The sequence below is a fragment of the Ensifer sp. LC163 genome (assembly GCF_001695855.1).
In the GTDB taxonomy this organism is placed as follows: domain Bacteria; phylum Pseudomonadota; class Alphaproteobacteria; order Rhizobiales; family Rhizobiaceae; genus Ensifer.
This window is the reverse complement of sequence record NZ_MBSS01000012.1, coordinates 410,376-428,638: the sequence shown is the minus strand read 5'-3', so window position 1 is coordinate 428,638 and position 18,263 is coordinate 410,376. Positions and strand designations below refer to the sequence as shown.

20 protein-coding genes are annotated in these 18,263 nt (G+C 61.8%); 13 read left to right on the top strand and 7 right to left on the bottom strand.

The genetic code is table 11. The features are described from left to right. Positions 1–18: 18 nt before the first annotated feature. A complete protein-coding gene (locus BC360_RS11980; RefSeq protein ID WP_139110004.1) occupies positions 19–951 on the bottom strand; it encodes a LysR family transcriptional regulator in 933 nt (310 codons plus the stop codon). Between the two features lie 138 nt (positions 952–1,089). On the opposite strand from BC360_RS11980, the gene BC360_RS11975 reads away from it, so the two are divergent. The 3 genes from BC360_RS11975 to BC360_RS30730 all read left to right on the top strand — a co-directional run bounded on the left by BC360_RS11975 (position 1,090) and on the right by BC360_RS30730 (position 2,391). Next, the gene (locus BC360_RS11975; protein ID WP_065782422.1) at positions 1,090–1,362 is read left to right on the top strand and encodes a DUF2798 domain-containing protein; all 273 of its coding nucleotides are present in this window, start codon (positions 1,090–1,092) and stop codon (positions 1,360–1,362) included. A gap of 195 nt (positions 1,363–1,557) precedes the next feature. After that, positions 1,558–1,935: a hypothetical protein gene (locus BC360_RS11970; protein WP_065795341.1), complete on the top strand. Its 378-nt coding sequence runs from the start codon at positions 1,558–1,560 to the stop codon at positions 1,933–1,935. Between the two features lie 153 nt (positions 1,936–2,088). Then, complete coding sequence (locus BC360_RS30730) at positions 2,089–2,391, top strand: hypothetical protein (protein ID WP_208858174.1); 303 nt, start codon at positions 2,089–2,091, stop codon at positions 2,389–2,391. Here BC360_RS30730 and BC360_RS11965 read toward each other — a convergent pair. Both BC360_RS11965 and BC360_RS11960 read right to left on the bottom strand, forming a co-directional pair. Further along, positions 2,342–4,498, bottom strand: coding sequence for a right-handed parallel beta-helix repeat-containing protein (locus BC360_RS11965; RefSeq protein WP_065795340.1), 2,157 nt, complete (start codon positions 4,496–4,498; stop codon positions 2,342–2,344). The genes BC360_RS30730 and BC360_RS11965 overlap by 50 nt on opposite strands. Positions 4,499–4,779: 281 nt before the next feature. Further along, positions 4,780–5,619: an SDR family oxidoreductase gene (locus BC360_RS11960; protein WP_065782238.1), complete on the bottom strand. Its 840-nt coding sequence runs from the start codon at positions 5,617–5,619 to the stop codon at positions 4,780–4,782. A gap of 135 nt (positions 5,620–5,754) precedes the next feature. On the opposite strand from BC360_RS11960, the gene BC360_RS11955 reads away from it, so the two are divergent. Then, on the top strand, positions 5,755–6,114 hold the full coding sequence (locus BC360_RS11955) for a winged helix-turn-helix transcriptional regulator (protein ID WP_065795579.1): 360 nt from the start codon (positions 5,755–5,757) through the stop codon (positions 6,112–6,114). Positions 6,115–6,170: 56 nt separating this feature from the next. On the opposite strand, the gene BC360_RS11950 is transcribed toward BC360_RS11955, so the two are convergent. Next, entirely contained in the window at positions 6,171–7,058 is an 888-nt protein-coding gene (locus BC360_RS11950; RefSeq protein ID WP_065795339.1) for a VOC family protein, read from the bottom strand. 305 nt (positions 7,059–7,363) lie between these two features. Between BC360_RS11950 and BC360_RS11945 the strand changes: the two genes are divergently transcribed. The 3 genes from BC360_RS11945 (at position 7,364) to trhA (ending at position 9,309) form a co-directional block, all read left to right on the top strand. Beyond that, positions 7,364–7,786 carry a universal stress protein gene (locus BC360_RS11945; protein WP_053250771.1) on the top strand — a complete coding sequence of 141 codons (423 nt, stop codon included), beginning with the start codon at positions 7,364–7,366 and terminating at the stop codon, positions 7,784–7,786. A 65-nt stretch (positions 7,787–7,851) separates the two neighbouring features. After that, positions 7,852–8,196 (top strand): TraR/DksA family transcriptional regulator, encoded by a 345-nt coding sequence (locus BC360_RS11940; RefSeq protein ID WP_065795338.1) that lies wholly within the window; start codon positions 7,852–7,854, stop codon positions 8,194–8,196. Positions 8,197–8,646: 450 nt separating this feature from the next. Continuing rightward, complete coding sequence (trhA, locus tag BC360_RS11935; protein WP_065782226.1) at positions 8,647–9,309, top strand: PAQR family membrane homeostasis protein TrhA; 663 nt, start codon at positions 8,647–8,649, stop codon at positions 9,307–9,309. A 24-nt stretch (positions 9,310–9,333) separates the two neighbouring features. Here the strand turns inward: trhA and BC360_RS11930 are convergent, their stop codons facing one another. The 3 genes from BC360_RS11930 to BC360_RS11920 form a co-directional block, all read right to left on the bottom strand. Beyond that, positions 9,334–9,858, bottom strand: coding sequence for a hypothetical protein (locus tag BC360_RS11930; protein ID WP_065795337.1), 525 nt, complete (start codon positions 9,856–9,858; stop codon positions 9,334–9,336). A gap of 114 nt (positions 9,859–9,972) precedes the next feature. Continuing rightward, positions 9,973–10,380, bottom strand: coding sequence for a peptide-methionine (R)-S-oxide reductase MsrB (msrB, locus tag BC360_RS11925; protein ID WP_065782223.1), 408 nt, complete (start codon positions 10,378–10,380; stop codon positions 9,973–9,975). Positions 10,381–10,528: 148 nt separating this feature from the next. Beyond that, positions 10,529–12,127: an EAL domain-containing protein gene (locus BC360_RS11920; RefSeq protein ID WP_244512712.1), complete on the bottom strand. Its 1,599-nt coding sequence runs from the start codon at positions 12,125–12,127 to the stop codon at positions 10,529–10,531. Between the two features lie 557 nt (positions 12,128–12,684). On the opposite strand from BC360_RS11920, the gene BC360_RS11915 reads away from it, so the two are divergent. From BC360_RS11915 to BC360_RS11890, 6 genes are read left to right on the top strand one after another with little or no spacing between them, the layout of a single operon-like run. After that, positions 12,685–15,045, top strand: a complete 2,361-nt coding sequence (locus BC360_RS11915; RefSeq protein ID WP_065795336.1) for a putative monovalent cation/H+ antiporter subunit A — start codon at positions 12,685–12,687, stop codon at positions 15,043–15,045. Next, positions 15,042–15,461 (top strand): Na(+)/H(+) antiporter subunit B, encoded by a 420-nt coding sequence (locus tag BC360_RS11910; RefSeq protein WP_065795334.1) that lies wholly within the window; start codon positions 15,042–15,044, stop codon positions 15,459–15,461. The genes BC360_RS11915 and BC360_RS11910 overlap by 4 nt, the downstream gene beginning before the upstream one ends. Continuing rightward, a complete protein-coding gene (locus tag BC360_RS11905) occupies positions 15,461–15,838 on the top strand; it encodes a Na+/H+ antiporter subunit C (RefSeq protein WP_065782216.1) in 378 nt (125 codons plus the stop codon). Before BC360_RS11910 ends, BC360_RS11905 begins: the two co-directional genes overlap by 1 nt. Before the next feature lie 7 nt (positions 15,839–15,845). After that, positions 15,846–17,408, top strand: a complete 1,563-nt coding sequence (locus tag BC360_RS11900; protein WP_065795331.1) for a Na+/H+ antiporter subunit D — start codon at positions 15,846–15,848, stop codon at positions 17,406–17,408. Next, on the top strand, positions 17,408–17,881 hold the full coding sequence (locus BC360_RS11895; protein WP_065782418.1) for a Na+/H+ antiporter subunit E: 474 nt from the start codon (positions 17,408–17,410) through the stop codon (positions 17,879–17,881). The genes BC360_RS11900 and BC360_RS11895 overlap by 1 nt, the downstream gene beginning before the upstream one ends. Then, positions 17,878–18,261: a cation:proton antiporter gene (locus BC360_RS11890; protein WP_065782212.1), complete on the top strand. Its 384-nt coding sequence runs from the start codon at positions 17,878–17,880 to the stop codon at positions 18,259–18,261. The genes BC360_RS11895 and BC360_RS11890 overlap by 4 nt, the downstream gene beginning before the upstream one ends. The last annotated feature ends 2 nt before the right edge of the window (positions 18,262–18,263 follow it).

Sequence of the window (18,263 nt, the reverse complement as noted above, 5' to 3'; positions counted from 1 at the left end):
GAGGGCCGATTGTGACGGCTACCATCGGCCCTTGAGCGACTGCACCGCATGCTCGATGAAGGCGCGGACCTTCGGCGTTTCCGCCTGTCGGTCGACGAAGCAGGCATAGAAGTCGAAGGGCTCGTGGTCGGTGTTGGCGATGCCTTCGCATGGTGCGCCGCCGAACAGCGGCACAAGCAACCCACGCTCGATCAAATCAGTCGCGATAAATGCACCGAGCCGCGTAATGCCGGCGCCAGCGATCGCCATCTCGGCAAGCGTGTCGATGTCGTTGCTGACGATCGTAGCCTTCAGTTCCGGCTCGAAGCGCAGGCCGTCGCGCACGAAAGCCCAGCGAAAGATCCGTCCGTGCCCGGCGTAGCGGTAGACGAGGCAATGATGTTGGATCAGGTCTTCCGGCTGCTTGGGCCGGCCGCGCCGTTCGATATAGGATGGCGCTGCGCAGATGATCATAGGCACCGAGGCAAGCTTGCGGGCAATCAGCCCCGGCTCCAGCTGCAGGCCGAAGCGCACGCTGATATCGATGCCTTCGCCGATGTGATCGATCTCCCGATCGGTTACGACGAGTTCGATCGAGACCTCCGGATGTCGCTCGGCAAAGGATGGCACCAGCGGCGCCACGACATGGCGGCCGAAGGCGACGGAGGATGCGATCTTCAGTGATCCCCGTGGCTCAGGGCTCAGCGATGCGACCGCAACGGCCGCGAGTTCGAGATCGTGGACCACGCTGCGCACGCGGTCGAAATAGACCCGGCCGCTTTCCGTCAGGCCCAATTGCCGCGTCGTTCGGCTAAGCAATCGTGTCCCGAGGGCCCGCTCCAGCCGGGCGATATTCTGGCTCGCAGAGGCCGGCGTGATGCCGAGTTTGCGCGCCGCCGCCGCGATACTGCCTTCCTCGACGCTCCTGACGAAACTCTCGATGCCGCGCAATGTATCCATAATGATATCCATCGAACTATCACATTGATTCGATAGTTTTGCCTAACTCTGAGCAAGGCTGCAATGGCCTACCGGCGCGCGACGTCATCCGTATAGTGCCGGTCATGCCGCTGGGACGGTCCCTGCGGGCAAGTTATGGAGATCTTCATCATGGAGGATACGATACCCCCGCCACGGATCGCGCGCAGCCGCAAGCTGCCGCCGCGTGCGGTGCCGATTGCCTTTGCCTTCTTCATGTCGGCAATCATGGCGTTCCTGATGTGCTGTGTCATTGTCGGCGTCAACACCGGCGTCGACGCCGGCTACCCCGCCCGTGTGCTCAGGACCTATGCGCTGGCGATGCCGGTCGCTTTTCTTTGCGTGCTGTCGATCCGCCCCTTCGTGCTGAAGCTCGTCGGCGCCGTCTGCCGCATGCCCGGCTGAGCCAGCCGGTCCGTCCCGGGTTGCCGGGGCGGCCGTTGTATCGGAATTCAGGTCTCTTCGCTGGTTTGCGAGGGATTGGGGTTGGAAGGGCATGAGAGGCATCCTTTCCTGCTTGCCCCAGGTGAAGTACCCGTTCAGCCACAATTCAGCCTTGTGCTAATATGCTGAGATCGTGGTTCCTGGGAGGGGTTCGTGATGATCGGTTTTCGAAGCGTACTGATTTCGCTGGCGATGGTAGCTGTCGGGCTTTCCTCGAAGGTGGAAGGCGCATCCGCCAGCACCTTCGTCGCCTGGGAGGTTGCCGGTGTAGCCTGGAACGATGTGCTCAATGCGCGTGCCTGGCCATCGTCTTCGTCGGCCATTCGAGCCGGCTATCCCAACGGCACCAGGCTGCAGATGACCGGCCGTTGCATGAACGGCGTCGACCTCCAGCGGATAGCCCGCTGGTCGGCGCAACGGCAGAGCAATGCCGTGCGCGCCACATGGTGCCAGATCTGGCACGATCCGCAGCAGAACGGCCGGTGGCAGGAAGGCTGGGTCTACGGCAAGTTCATTCGGCCTGCACGCTTCTGAGCGCTCTCCTACACGTGTCTGGCGGACGGTGCGATGCGCGAACCCCGTCGCATGACAAAAGCGATCGGCGTGGCAATTGAACGACACCTCGTCGGAGCATACTGCTGTATAAGATAGGCGTTTCGCTTTATTCCGAGTATGGACGAATGCGTGATGAACAATACCTACGGCAAGATTGCCTCTCTTGTTTATAATTTAGACAAATATATTTGGAAGTCCTTTGGCGATGTCGAATATTATCGCGAGTGCTTGAGCGGATGTCTCGGACCGATACTGGAACCGGCCGTTGGCAACGGTCGAGCGCTGATCCCGCTGCTTGAAGCCGGCCTTGACGTCAACGGCTTCGACGCCTCGCAGGACAGAAAAAAGAGCCACGCCCCGGCGAAAGGGGGGCGTGGCAGCGCTGTTAGCGGCAGCGCGCGGCGAAATTCGACTGGTCGAGCTGCTTGCCGTTGAGGGTCAGCACCGAACCTGGCGATTGTGTCAGTGAGCCAGCAGTCCAACCGGCGTCGGCGATGCAATCCTTCGGCGTGTTGGTTGTCGTAATATCGCCTTTCACATCGATCGACGGCCCCATGAAATAGAGCCCGGCCTTGGCTGCCTCGTCGATCTTCACGCCGTTGAACTTGATATCGCTGACGGGCCCGCCCAGGAACTCGTAATCGCTACCGTAGATGAACGCGCCGTAGCTGCCGGCATTCGTGATGTTCACGCCGTTGAAGGTAATATCGGAGACGGGATTGAGGAAGATGCCCGCATTCCGCGTGCCATCGATATTCAGGCCATTGACGACAATGTCCGTGGTCTTGGTTGGCAAGGTGGACGCCGAGACCATCATCAGGCCGTTGATGCCGCCCTTCAGAGTCATGTTGTTGATCTCGACATTGGACGTGCCCTGGAGCACGACAAGATCCATGTCGCGGTCTTGTCTCGAGTTGTCGATCGTGAAGTTTTCGATCAGCACATTGTTCGCGGCAACCATCAGCAGTCCCTCGCGCCTCGAATTGCTGACCGTGACGTTGTCGAGGTGGATTCTGCTCGCCTCGTTGGCGATGACCGGTGGCCAATCGCTTTCGTCGATCTCGCTGCCGCTGAAGATGCCGTAGGTTACCTTGTCAATATCCGTGTTGCGGATCGTCAGGCTGCTGGTTCCAAGCGCGCTGATGGCGGCGTAAGGCGCCTCGTTGGGCTTATACACCGTGAACTCGCATTGCGTGTTGTTCTCGCAAATGGAGAGATCGTGGATGCGGGTGTCTTCAATCTCAGCGCCAACCACGCGCGTCAGGCGGATGCCGTCGTGGCTGGTCCTTGCGATATCGACATTGTCGATCCACAGGCCCTCGGTTTCGGTGCTGCCGATCCCCGCGCGGCCGCCGCGAATGGCAAGGGAAGAGACAGTGCTGAGGGATGCCATGGTGACAACGTCCTGAGCGGGGTCGAAACCGGTCAACGTCGTCGCGGTGCCGCTGTTGACGAAGTTGGCAGTCGCGCCACTGCTTGCGCCACGCACTGCAAGCATGCCGCCACCGCCAAGCAGCGTCTGTCTGAAGCCAAGGCTCAGCGACTGCTCAAGGCCGAGATTGCCGTCCACAAGAATGAGCGCGCCCGCACCCGCATCAGCAAGCATTTGGTTGATGGTCGCGGCGTTGCCGTTTGCGGCCGATACGTTGATCACTTTGCCAGGCGTGAAGCCGTCGTAAACGAACTGCGCCGCCTCGACATCGCCGGTCGCGCCGGCGTGCGTGCGGATCTTGGCTGAGCGCTCGACACGTTGAACCATCGGGTCGAAGGCATCGCTTGCCTTAGCCGTCGCGCCGAACGGAATACGCAGGCGCGCCATGACGGCGCCTTTGAGCTTGTCCTCATTGTCGTAGGTGCCGGTAACGCCGAGCGAGACGGTCGAACCCGCGGAAAGCCCTGGCAGATCCGCGAAGGTCAGTTCCGCCCGCAGCTTGGCGCCGAACATGTCGCCGAGGTTCTTGCCGCCATACCAGTAGCTGCCGCCGAAGACTTTCAGCTGGACGTCGGATCCTTCGTCGAAGACCGGAAGACGTCCGCCGATTTCAGCGTCGAGGCCGCGTCGACCGCGCTCCTTGCCTTCCTGGAAAACGAGCACATGGTCGCGAACATAGGCGGCATTGAACGCGCTCAGCGTCTTGGCGCCGGAGAGCGGCAGATAGAGATTGCTGCGCATTTCGAGATCGCCGCTGAGCGCTTCGAGGCCGAAGGACACCTGGCCGAACGGGTTGGCGTACTCGCTCTTCAGGTAGTCGTAATAGCCATAGGCGCCGATGACCCATTGGTCGTTGGCGCGGAAGCGGTAGCCGGCGCCGATCGAGCCCTGTCGGACCTTATCGTTTTCTATCGTTCCGCGTGTATCGATGAAAATGGCATTGCCGGAGTCGAGCACGAAAGGCAGGAAAAAGCCGCCACTGGCAGCCGAGCCGCCGCTGAAGAAACCGCCTTCGATTTCGGCTTGCGGCCTGAAGTCCACCGCCAGGGCCGGGGACGAAAGAGTGGTGCCGCTTGCGAGCGCAAGCGCTAAAATAGTCTTATATTTCATGTTATTAACTCCGCATTCACCGGGCGTTGGGCGCCCTTGGCGATGCGGTTAAATTATACGACTGTTTTACTCAAGTTTATTGATCGATTATCCCATATTTTTCCAGCGGCGTGATGCCGCAGGGTGCATCAGTGCTACTGAGTTCACAATCCTGGCGGTAATCGGAGAACGCATCTGCGCTGACACAGCCATTCATCTGGCAGGGGTTCGGCCGTGAATTCGAAAAGCCCCGCCCGTCGGTCGAACAGGCGAGGGTTTGAGTTCAGGCCTGATACGTGCGGTCAGGAGGCAAGCGTTGCGGCATTGTCCCGGGCGTAGGTTTCGAGGCTGCGGGGTTCGTGGCCGGTCAGCGTCTTGACGTCGCCGGTCGGTGCCGCCGTCCAGCCCTCACGCACCGGATGGAAAATCGAGGCAAGGAAGCGCGCATAGTTTTCGGGCACGCCGGCACCGGTCAGGATTCCAACAAAGGTCTCGTCATCGATTGGCGTGTAGGTGATCGGCTTGCCGATGACGCGCGACAGGATCGCCGCCGCTTCGCCGTAGCTGAGCGCCTCGGGGCCAGTCAGGTTGAAGGCACGGTTGTTGAATGCATTGCTGGTCAGTGCGGCAGCCGCGCTTTCGGCGATGTCACGCGTGTCGATAAAGCTCGTCTTGCCGTCTGCCGCCGGGACCGCGATCGCGCCATGGCGAATGCCTTCGATCCAGTAGTTCTGAAAATTGTCGGAGAACCAGTTCGGCCTGAGGATGACGAACGGTACGCCGGTCTTTTCGACCAGCAGTTCGACCTGGCGATAGGGAATGCTGTCGTCGGCATCGACGCCGATGACGGTCATCAGCACGATCTTGACGCCGCGCGCCGCCGCGGCCGTGATGATCGGCGTCAGCAGCCCGACCGGATCGAGGTGTCCGCCCGGGGTCAGCACGAACATCCGATCGACGCCGTCGAGCGCGTAGCCATAGGTCGAGCTGTCGCGATAGTCGAAGGCGACGGCCTCGGCGCCTGCGATCGGCGTTGCCTTGCGCGTCGCGGCCTTGACGCGTTCTCCCTTCGCGACCAATGCGCCGATGACCTTGCGACCGACGGTACCGTTTGCTGCGAGTACCAGAATCTTGCCTGCCATATCCGTCTCCTTGGTATCGATATGAAACCATGTTAATAACGGAAACTAGATATAAGTGCCGGGAAATGCTGTAAAGGAGGCACTTTCCGGTGACATGGTTTCCTCCTGGAAACCGCCAGTTGGAGCATGCGCCCGATGGAATACGACGTCTATATCCAGACTTGTCCGACGCGAATGGTTCTGGATCGCCTGGCTGATAAATGGGCGGTTCTGGTGCTTGGCCGCCTCGATGACAAACCCGTGCGGTTCAACCAGTTGAAACGCGAGATCGATGGCATCTCGCAAAAAGTGCTGTCGCAGGTGTTGAAGAAGCTGGAACGTGATGGGCTGGTCAGCCGCAAGGTTTTTGCCACGGTTCCGGTGACGGTCGAATATGCGATCACACCGCTCGGGCGAACGCTGACCGCCACCGTCGACGCTTTGCGCCGCTGGGCCGAAGACAATATCGAGACGGTGCTGGCCGCCCAGCAGAAATACGACCGCGCCGCGGACTGAGCGCGACGCGGCGTTTGGCCTGCGGGTGATACGGGAGGGGCGTGAGCAGCAGGGCGTCAGGCTGCAAGCCTGAGGCCGATCCCCCAGGGGTCGACGAGGCTGTATGTCGTGCCGTTTCGGTTCACCAGGATGCCCATCCCGTCGAGCTTGCCAACCGCTTTCGCAAGCTCTGCAGAATCCTTGAACTGGATCGTGTAATCGGAGAGGCCGGTCATATTGGCCTGACGTTTGGGCGCGCCGCGCGAGTTCCAGATGTTGGCGGCGACATGGTGGTGATACTTGCCCGAGCCGAAGAAGCTCGCGCCCGGATACCGCGCCATCAACCCGAGCCCCAGTATGTCCCGGAAGAAGGCGTCTGCCTCGGGGATATCGGACACCTGCAGATGGATGTGGCCGATGCCCGTACCGTCGGCAAGGCCATTCCAGTCGTCCTTCGGCGCCTCGTCATAAAGCGCCTGCAGGTTGAGCGGCAGCGTATCCATGCCGACCGTGCCGTCCGGCTTGAAGTTCCATTCGTTCCGCGGCCGGTCACGATAGACCTCGATGCCGTTTCCTTCCGGGTCAGCGAGATAGATCGCTTCGCTGACGAGATGGTCGGATGCGCCTTGCAGGCGGACATCGTTGTGGGCGGCATGGGCGAGCCAACGTCCGAGTTCCTGGCGGTTCGGAACGAGGAAGGCCGTATGGAAGAGACCGGGTGCGTTTCGTGGCGCTCTGGCCGCGTTGCCGGCCGTGGTCAGCGTCAACAGCGGGCGGCCGCCGACACCCAGCGTCACGCCGCTGGTGCTCGTTTCAAGCGGCTTCAGTCCCATGATGCGCTGATACCACTGCGACACCGTCGGTAGATCCTCCACCACCAGATGCGAATGATCGACATGCGCCGGCATGGCCAATGCGTGATCGGCAGCAATGTCGATAAGCGGCGTGCTCTGGGTGGACGTCATCTGTTGCCTCCTTCGGCGCCGAAACCACTGGCCTTGTCGGGCCTCAGTTTCGTTGAAACTGTCCCCTGAATATGGGCCGAAGTCGGCGTTCACGAAAGACCGCCAGTCGCTTGATGTTGTGTTCGATGAGCGTTGACAGTGGCCGTTGTCGCCCTAGCTCAATTGTACAGGGCAATGCAGTCGCGGCGCTTTCGATTTGATTTCAATCAATGCCGGAAGAGTCGTCTGGGCTCAGTCTCGAAGGCGAGGGATTTCCCCGCGTTTCGGCGCCGGCGATCCGGGTAGGCAACGCAAAGGAGTGCAGTATGTACAAGAAGATCATCGTCCCTATTGCCATGGATCAACTGGAGCATGGTGAGTCCGTGCTCGGCATCGCCGAAAAGCTGATCGATGAAGGGGGCGAGATAGTCCTGCTCAATGTCGTCGAGGATCTGAACGCCTATGCCCAAGGCTACATGATCGTCGATTTCCCGCTGGAAATGGTCGAGGAATCGCGCAGGCATGCATTGAAGACGCTGGAAGCGATGAAGGCCAAGCACGGGATCAAGGGACGCATCGAGATCCGTACCGGCGGCGCCGCCGGCACGATCAATGCGCTCGCTAGGGAAGAAAACGCCGACCTGGTCATCATTGCCTCGCATCGGCCGGGCTTGATCGACTATTTCATCGGGTCGACCGCCAGCCGGGTCGTCAGCCATTGCCCCTGTGCCGTTCTCGTCGACCGGTGAGCCGCCAACAATCAAGAACAGGAGCGTGGCGCGCCTGAAGTGCCACGACTTCAAGGAGTCTTCCTATGGACAAGCTTGCGCTTGACGACTTTCATGAACGGCTGAGCAGCCGCAAACACGAACTCTACGGCCGACTGGTGAAGATCGAGCATGACCTCGATCAGCCAATGAATGCCGATGTGCCGGATCGGGTAACCGAACGGGAGAACGACGAAGTGCTGGAGGGCCTCGGCCTTGCCGGCCAGGAGGAAATCCGCGCAATCGACGCGGCGCTCGATCGCATCGCGGCCGGCACCTTCGGAACTTGCGTCCGCTGCGGCCTGTCGATTTCCCCAGAACGGCTCGATGCCGTGCCCCATGCGCCGCTCTGTCAGGAATGCGCCGCCGAGGTCGCGGCCGGCGCGAAGTGAAGATGTTGTCCGCCGTGAGGGGGGCATCAGACGTCCCCGAGGCACGGATTGCTTGCGATGCATGTCCTCGTTGCGGCTTTCAGCCAGCTACAGCGCCGCGCGTCTATTTAGACGCGCAAAGCTCGCCATAACCCCAGACGGCCTTTGACCGTAGGCAAAGCTCCGTCAGGATTTCGGCCTGTTCCGGCTCCGGCGTGCGCAGCGTTGTCATCGATGTCCTCCCCGTGCGCGTCGTTTGCCCGTTTCCGTCGCCAATGTGGTTGCTCTGCAGGCCGCAGACCAGGGATGTCGGTCTTCGCAAACACGTCATGGCTCTGTTGTAATGCGTTGCAAAAGTTGATGCTTTCGCCATCGCCGAGCACTTTGCTGTGGCAGCTCGCTGTGGCAGGATAGGACTTCATAAGAAAACGGCCGGTGCCTGGGGGCGATGAAGGTCGGAAGTGGGGAAGTGTGGAGTTCGCCGGCGTCAAATGGAACTACGATCGATCGGAACTGATCGCCGATGGGATCGTGCATGGTGTCGGCCTTGCGGCTGCACTCGTCGGCGTGACTGCTCTGATCTTCTACGCGATGCTTTTTGGCACGACCGGCCAGCTTGCCGCCGCCGCGATCTACGGCGCCGGACTGCTGGCGACCTTGTCGATTTCGTTTCTCTACAATCTCTATCCGGTTTCGCGGACAAAATGGTTTCTGCGCCGCTTCGACCACTCTTCCATTTTCGTGCTGATCGCCGCCACCTATACGCCCTTCCTCCAGCGCGGCTGGGAGGATCCGTTCCTGTTTGCGATGCTGATCGGCATCTGGGCGATTGCCGCCCTCGGTGTGGTGATCAAGTGTCTTTTCCCCGGTCGCTTCGACCGGCTGGCGATCCTGCTCTACCTCGCCATGGGCTGGAGCGGCGTGCTTGCGGTGGGGCCGCTATTGTCGGCGTTGTCGACGACAACGCTGGTGCTGATCCTCATCGGCGGCATCATCTATTCCGCCGGCGTGATCTTCCATGTCTGGGAGAGGCTTCGCTTCCAGAATGCCATTTGGCATGCCTTCGTCGTCACCGGCGCCGCCGTGCATTATTCGGCCGTGCTCAACTGCCTGAGCGGCCAGGCGATTTCCTGATCTGCAAGCGAAAACGCCGATTGTTCAGTTCGGCGCCGCGACGGGCGCTGCCGCCACCGGCGTCTGCTGGCAGCCTTCCGAAGGCCTGAGAGCCTCGGCCATCCGTGAGATGACACCATCGAAGCTGGTCAACCGGCTCTTGCGATACTGCAGCCGGAAATAGGCGGCACTGCCGTCGCAAAGTGCGATCGCCCGCGTGTAAAACACCTCTTCGCCGCGCACGCCGGAGAAACTTGCCCAGGCTGCCGTCACGCGCGAATAGGAAATCCGCCATTGGTCTTCCCGTTCGCTCGCCATGCGGTCGTTGACATCGATCTCGAAATCGCCGTCGACGAGCTCGCTGCCGAAAACGGCGAGCGTGGCGCCGTTGTCATTGGCGTGGAAGCTGACGCCATCGCCATTGTCGGCTTCACCCTGCAGTTCGAAACCGGGCGGAATGTCGAGGATATAGCCGAAGCGGGGATCGGTGTAGGCGTGCCAGTCATTGTCCGCCGCGGCCGGAAAGGCAGCCGAAAGCAGAAGAACGAATGCAGTCAGAATGCGACGCACGCGGACCTCCTCCAGGCTTGCTTCGACGGCTTCATTATGAATAGCACATCCGTGTACGGATCGCTGTTTCTATTGGAACAGCGCCAGGACTGCCAATGCTTCCGTCTGTTTGTGTCAATCCTCGGTAAACGTCATCGCGTGGCCGTTGAGGCAGTAGCGCAGGCCAGTCGGCGGCGGGCCGTCGGGAAAGACGTGTCCGAGATGGGCATCGCAGTCGGCGCAACGGATTTCGGTGCGCACCATGAAATGCGAACGGTCCTCGATCTCGCGGATCGCCTCGGCGTCGATCGCCGCGAAATAGCTTGGCCAGCCGCAGCCGGAATCGAACTTGGTATCGGAGCGAAACAGCGCCCGGCTGCAGCAGACACATTCGTAGGTGCCCGCTTTCTTGTTGGCGAGGAACGGGCCGGTGAAGGGGCGCTCGGTGCCGTGTTCGCGGGTGATGCGGAATTGTTCGGGCGACAACTGCGCGCGCCACTCCGCATCGGTCTTGATCACTTTCGGCGCCCTTGCGTCTCTCATCGAAGATCTCCCTGTGATTTTCGACGACTATATAGGATCGCCGGCGACGTGCCGCAAATCATGCTCGCGCGCCGGGAGGCTGCTGTGTGCCGGGGCTGTGGCCGGCAGTGAAACTGCAGCTCGATCGACGTGATGCGGGGTGTGGTTTTCAATCGCCGCCGACGGCCGGCGATACCTCGGGAATGTCTCGCCGGATCACGGTCGGGCCGGCACCGCGAACGCGTTTGCTGTCGTTGTAGAATGCGATGAACTCAGGCGCGGGCAGGGCCCTGGAATAGAGCCAGCCCTGGCCGTAATGCACGCCGCGCTCCAGCAGATAGTCTGCCTGCTCCTGTCGTTCGATGCCTTCGGCGACGATGTAGAGGTTCAGCGATTTGGCGATGTCGATGATATGCGGGGTAACGGCGCTCGTCGCCGAGACGAGACCCACCGTATCGACAAAGGATTTGTCGATCTTCAATGCGTCGAGCGGCAGGTCCTGGAGATACTGCAGGCTGGAATAGCCGGTGCCGAAATCGTCGATCGCCACGGAATGGCCGAGCCGGCGGGCTTCCTCGATTGTTGCCCGGGCGGATTTCACGTCCATGAAGCCGCGTTCGGTGGCCTCAAGCCAGATCTGCTCGGTCAGGACACCAGAGTTCGCGAGCGCGGCCTGGATGACAGGCAGGATGCGGCCCGACTTGATGTCGTCGGCCGAGAGGTTGATGGCGATGTGCAGCGAACGGTCGGCGACAAGGACGGGCCCAAGATCTTTGATGACCCCGTCGATAACCTGATCGGTAATGGCCTGGATCAGGCCGTTTTCTTCTGCAAGCGGGATGAAGGTATCAGGCCTGACCAGCGAGCCGTCAGGCCTGCGCCAGCGCACCAGCGCTTCCGCGCCGACGCAGATGCCGGTCTTCATCTCGATGAGCGGCTGGTAGTGCACGATGAATTCGCGGCGTTGCACGGCGATCGAGAGTTCGCCGAGCGGCGACAGGCGTCGCCGCGACAGCCAGAAGACGAGGCCGACCATCAATGCAGCGACAATCGCGCCGAGCGGCAGGAGCAGCAGTCGTTCGCGGCCGAGATCGTCCAGCAGCGACGCCCGTGACGATGTCGCAATGGCAATCCAGCCGTATCCGGTCGAGGCGGCAAACAGATTGTCCGCATCGCTGCCGGTCTGCGGATGCTCTATCAGCCGCTTGATCAGCGACGCATCCGGGTCGTTCAACGCGCCAACGAGGGTGCCGGTGTCGCTGGCGATCGCAAGGCGCGTATCCGGGGAGGCGAGCACGTCGACGAGCCGAGCCGGATCGGTCAGCGCGCTGTAGGATCGGTACCGGAATCCCAGCATCGCCCGACCGTTGCTGATCGTCGGGTGAACCCGCGCCGTCACGCCGATGCCGTTGGCTGTGGTGAAGTCGACTTGTTGGCGGGCGATCGTCGTTTCCGGCTTGCCCCAGGAGGTGCACTTCAGCTCATCGTTCTCAAAGTAGCCGATATCCTCGATGGAGCGCGTGGTGACGACAAGAGTGCGCATCGCCGCGATATGCTCCTGCGAGCAGGGCGTGAACCTGAACCCGTCCGCAGCCTTGAGCGCCGACGTTGCTTCGCCGAACGCCATATCGGCGCGCATGATCGCATATTCGGCAAGGCGAGCGAGGCGGCTCTCTTCCCTGCTGGTGGCGACCGACCACGAGAGATAGAACGCGGCGACGATCGGAAGGATGGCGCCGAGCGCCGCCAGTACACTGGTCACCGCCACAATGTGAGACCGTTCCAAGCCAGACCTCGCGGGTTCAAGAGAAACGCTGTACAGTTCCGTGCCTCAGCCAAACGGCGGTAGCGAACGATCTCATGTCGCGCCCGTCAGAAGGCATGAAATACAGTCGCAATTCCTGAAAATTCAAATACTTGACGATTTTTCAAATTCTCGGGCGAAGGGAGCCGACCCTACCGCATCTCGCACGCCCGAAATACCATCCATTCGCAACGAAATACCAGACACAGCGGGTGCTGCGCGACAGATAGCACCGCACGTTGCTAACAACACTTTAATCGCGTACGCCGGCTGATCGGCGGCGATGACCCGCACCGAGCGGGCGTGAATGTTAAGGCGATGCCACATCGGATGATTTGCCCTGGCCGCCAAGCATAACCGCCAATCTCACAAGAAAACCGGAGATCTTCCGGGCATTTGCCGGAGTTAACAGGGCATAACGTCGATTTTACCCGATTCGCACTTGAGGCGCCTCCACCCATCTTTTATGTCGGGTATTCGTTTGATCCGACAATCAAATCGCAAAGGAGCGCGCCCGGACGATGGATGTTGCGGCCCTGACATTGCTGGCCTTGGCCCTCCCTTTCGTCGCGGCACTTGTCGCGCCGCTCCTGACCCGACTCCTGGGGCACAATGCGGCCTGGATCCTTGCGCTTTTTCCTGCGGCGATCGTCCTGCACTTCATGCGCTTTTGGCCAGAGGTCTCTCGCGGCGAAACCGTCACTGGCGGCTATGAATGGATCCCATCTTTCAATGTCAGCTTCTCCTGGCTGATCGATGGCCTGTCGCTGACCTTCGCGCTTCTGATCGCCGGTATCGGCACGCTGATCGTGCTCTATTCCGGCGGCTACTTGAAGGGGCACCCGCAACAGGGGCGGTTCTTCTCGTTCATCCTGATGTTCATGGGATCGATGCTCGGGCTCGTGGTGTCCGACAGCTTCCTGATGCTGTTCGTTTTCTGGGAGCTGACCTCGATCACCTCGTTTCTGCTGATCGGCTTCGACCATTCGCGCGAGGCGGCCCGGCGCGCGGCCCTTCAGGCGCTGGTGGTCACCGGGGGAGGTGGGCTTTTCCTGCTTGCGGGCCTGCTGATCATCTGGAACGTCACCGGCGTCACGCAGCTTTCGCTGCTCACGTCCTTTGGTCCGGAAATGCGCGAGAGCCCGTTCTATCTCGCGGCACTGCTGCTGGTGCTCGGCGGCGCCTTCACCAAGTCCGCCCAGTTTCCCTTCCATTTCTGGCTGCCCAACGCGATGGAGGCGCCGACACCCGTCTCGGCCTACCTGCATTCCGCGACGATGGTGAAGGCTGGCGTCTATCTGCTGATGCGCCTGAACCCGGTGCTCGGCGGAACGCCGGAATGGCAGATTTTGCTGCCGCTGTTCGGCGGCGCCACGCTGGTGATCGGCGCCGTTCTCGCCTGCCGCCAGACCGACCTCAAGCTGATGCTCGCCTACACCACCATGGCATCCCTCGGTCTCCTTGTGATGTTGACCGGCCTCGGTTTCCCGCATGCCATCGAGGCGGCGGCGCTTTATCTCGTTGCGCATTCGCTGTTCAAGGGCGCGCTGTTCATGGTCGCCGGCATCATCGACCACGAGACCGGCGCGCGCGATGTGACGAAGCTCGGCGGACTGCGTTCCGCCATGCCGCTGACATTCGTGATCGCGCTCGCCTCGGCGCTTTCCATGGGCGGCCTGCCTCCGTTCTTTGGCTTCCTCGCCAAGGAAGAGATCTATTACGCGCTCTCCGGCTTCGACCGGCGCGCGATGGTGTTCGCTGCCCTTGCCATCGTCGGCAATGCGCTGATGTTTGCCGTCGCGTTCGCCGTCGGGCTCAAGCCCTTTATCGGCCCAACGGTAAAAACGCCGAAGTGCGCACACGAGGCGCCGCTGCTTCTCTGGCTCGGCCCGGCGCTTTTGGCGGTCAAAGGGCTTTCGGCAGCGCTACTGTCCAATCTCACCCACGAGCTTGTGTCGGCGCCGATGGCGACCGCGATTGCCGGCGAGCGCAGGCAGGTCACAATCTCGGTGGTTCCGCATATCGGCATGCCGCTGGTGTTGTCTCTTGCGACCGTCGTTCTGGGCGTCGTCTTCTATCTCAACCTCGCCCGTCTGCGCGCCTTCATCGCAACGATTCTTGCCGACATCGGCTGGGGGCCGGATCGCGGTTTCGATCAGTTCATGCGCGGCCTCGTCCGCTTTTCCGTCGCGCTGACGCGCCGGCTGCAATCCGGTCGTCTTGACGTCTACATGACGGCGACATTCGTGCTGGTCGCCGCCGTATTGCTGGGCGCGCCGCTTTACTACGGCGAACTGCCGCGTGCGCCGTTCTTTGCTGGCAACGTGCCGCTGCACGAGCTTGCGATCATGGCGATCGCCGTCATCGGGCTCTTCGCCGTCGTGCGCGCGGCCGACCGGCTGACTGCGATCGTCTCGCTCGGCATTCAGGGCTTTGCCGTCGCCGTCATCTTCCTGCTCTATGGTGCGCCGGATCTCGCCTTCACCCAGTTCATGATCGAGACCCTGTCGGTTGTGGTGCTGGCGCTGGTGATGACGCGGTTGAGGCTCTCGCCCTCCGACCACCGGCCGCTCATCCAGAAAGTGCCTGATGTGGCCATTGCGCTCGCCTGCGGCCTCGGTTTCGGGCTGATGCTGCTGAAGGTTACCGGCGTGCCCTTTGACGCCTCGTTGACGGACTTCTTCAATCTCTATTCGAAGACGGTTGCGCATGGCGCCAATGTCGTCAACGTCATCATCGTCGATTTCCGCGGCACGGACACGCTCGGAGAGATTGCCGTCGTCATGGTGACGGGTCTCGCCATCCTGTCTCTCGTTCGCCTCAGGGCCGGCTCGCTGCGGCGCATTGCCGACAATGACCCGGATGCGGAGGATCGCGCATGAGATCGGTGATTTTCCGTGCCGTCGCGCCGTTTCTGACCAGCCTGATGGTGCTGTTTTCGATCTTCGTGCTGTTGCGCGGCCACAACGAGCCGGGTGGCGGCTTCATCGGCGGGCTGATCGCCGTGTCGGCGCTGGCGATCTACGGTATCGCCTGCGGCGTGGAGACCGTGCGTCGCGCCATCTACTTCCATCCGATGGCGATCGCGGGCGCCGGCCTCTTCGCTGCCACCATCGCCGGCTTGATTTCGGTAGCCGCGCGCGTGCCCTTCATGACCGGGCTTTGGGTCTATCCATCCCTGTTTGGCGTAGAGGTGCCGCTATCGACGGTGATGCTGTTCGACTGTGGCGTCTATCTCGTCGTCGTCGGCGCCATCAGCTCGATCGCCCTGTCGCTCGAAGAGCGGGGAGGTGAATGATGGAGGCGTGGTTCGCGCTGCTCGTCGGCATCTTCTTTACCGTTGCGATCTATCTGCTGCTGTCGAAGTACATCATTCGCGTTCTGCTAGGCGTCGCGATCCTGGGTAATGCCGTCAACCTTTTGATCTTCACCGGCGGTCGGCTGACGCGCGGCGTCCCGCCCGTTGTTCCGGAGGGCGCCGATACGCTCGCCGGGCGGGCGGCGAATGCGCTGCCGCAGGCCCTCATCCTGACGGCGATCGTCATCTCCTTCTCCTTCTTCGCTTTCCTGCTGGTTCTGGCCTGGCGCGCCTACGAGGATCTTTCGACCGACAATACCGACGAGATGCGCGTCGCCGAGCCGGAAGAAGAGCCGGCTCAGCCGCTTGGATACTGACCGACCCATGGCCGTTTCGACTTCACCCCCCGCCGATCTTTCCGCAGCCCTCGTTATCGAGCCGGTTGCGGCTGCCGATTGGCTGGTGATCCTACCGGTCGCCTGGTGCCTGGCGTTCGGGGCGCTGCTCGTCATGCTGCGCCGCCCGATCGGCCTGCATCCGTTCATCGCGGTCGCGGGGCTCGCCGGCCTGGTGGTGATCGACGGGCTGCTGCTGCAGCAAGTGATCGCTAGCGGTCCGATGACGATGGTGATGGGGCGCTGGCTGCCGCCTTTCGGCATCGCTTTCACCGTCGACCTGACCGGCGCGCTCTTTGCGCTCGCGGCCTCCATCGTTGCGCTTGCCGGCGGCATCTACTCGCTTGCCGACATCAATGACAGTGGCCGGCGATACGGTTTCTATCCCTTCCTGATGCTGCTGATGGCCGGCGTCTCGGGTGCGTTTCTGACCGGCGACATCTTCAACCTCTACGTCTGGTTCGAGGTGCTGCTGATCTCGTCCTTCGGCCTGATCGTGCTCGGCTCCGAGCGCGAGCAGATCGACGGCGCGGTGAAATACGGTTTCCTCAATCTCGTCGCGACGACTCTGTTCCTGATTGCGACCGGCTATCTCTATGCGAGCTTCGGCACGCTCAACATGGCCGACATTGCTCGCAAGGCGGAAGGCCTGCGCGGCACCGCGCCGTTGATGACACTGACGGCGTTGTTCGTGCTGGCCTTCGGGATGAAGGCGGCGGCATTCCCCGTCAATTTCTGGCTGCCGGCGTCCTATCATACGCCGCGCGTTGTCGTGTCGGCGCTCTTTGCAGGGCTGCTGACCAAGGTCGGGATCTACGCGCTGATCCGCGTCACTGTGATGCTGTTGCCGCTGGAGCGGGAGGAGCTCAGCTTCGTCATGGCGGCTGTCGGCGCTCTGACGATGCTGGTTGGCGTCTTCGGCGCATTGGCACAGTCGGATTTCCGCCGCATGCTCGGCTATCTCGTGATCTCCGGTATCGGCTCGATCCTCGCTGGCGTCGCCGTCGGCGGGCCGGGCGGCATCGGCGGCGCGATCTTCTATGCCCTGCATTCGATGCTTGTGATGACGGCACTTTACTTTGCTTCCGGCGTCGCAGCGAAGCTTGGCGGCAGCTTCTCGCTGTTGTCGCTTGCCGGCCTTTATCGCCGCCATGTCGGCTTCGCCGCCATTAGTCTGATGCTCGCCTTTGCGGTGTCCGGCCTGCCGCCGTTCTCGGGATTCTGGCCCAAGGTCATGCTGGTCAAGGCCGCGCTCGACATCGGCGCCTGGTGGCTTGCCGCGGCGCTGCTCGTCACCGGTTTCCTGACCACGATCGCCACCGGCCGTTTCTTCCTGCTTGCCTATTGGCGGGACGCGGCCGAAGGGCGGGGGGCAACGGCCGAGGCGCAGATCCCCGCTGCCATTCTTCTGCCGCTGGCGGCGCTGACTGTGCTGACGCTCACGATCGGCCTCTATCCCGAGCGGCTGCTTTCAACGATCCAGAATGCCGCAGCCGGGCTTTCCGAGCCGTCGAGCTATCTGAACTCGGTCTTCCCGGGAGCCGCCCGATGATCAAGCTGCTCTGGATCAATCTGATCTTCACCGCGATCTGGGCCGCAATCAGCGGCAGCCTCAGCGTGCCGAACCTCTTGCTTGGCTTTGCCATGGGCGCGCTATCCCTATGGCTGATCCGGCGCGAACTGCAGCCTGTCGCCTATCCGGTTCGGCCGCTGAAGATCCTCCTGCTGACGGCATTGTTCTTCAAAGAGCTGGCAGTCTCTGCGACCAAGGTCGCTCTCATGGTCGTCCAACCGAAAATGCGACTGAAGCCGGGGATCTTCTCCTACCCGCTGACGGTCAAGAGCGACTTCGAGATTGCGCTGCTTGCCAACCTGATCACGCTGACGCCGGGCACGCTTTCGGTCGACGTCTCGGAGGACCGCAAGACCCTCTACGTTCACGCGCTTGATTGTGCGGACCCAGGGGGCCTCAGGCGCGATATCGCCAATGGCTTCGAACGCCGCATCCGGGAGGCTTTCGAATGACGATTCCGGATCAGATTCTTTCGGCCGCCACCGGCTTTGCACTCGTGCTGCTGTCCACGGCGCTGCTGGTGACCGTGTGGCGCATCATCCGCGGCCCGACGCTGCCCGACCGGGTCCTGGGCCTCGATATGCTCGTGGCCATTGCCATCGGGCTTATCGCGGTCGTTGCCATCCGCACCGGCTTCAATCTTTATATCGATATCGCCATTGCCCTTGGCTTGGTCGGCTTCCTCGCAACCGTCGCCTTTGCCCGCTTCGTTCTGGCACGCGGTCTCTCACCGGAGAGGGCGAGCCCGCAGCAGGCAGCGCCCGCTGCCGGGAAGCGGGGTCGTCCGCAGCAAGCCAAGACTGCCCGGCACAAACGCAAGGGAGGACGCTGATG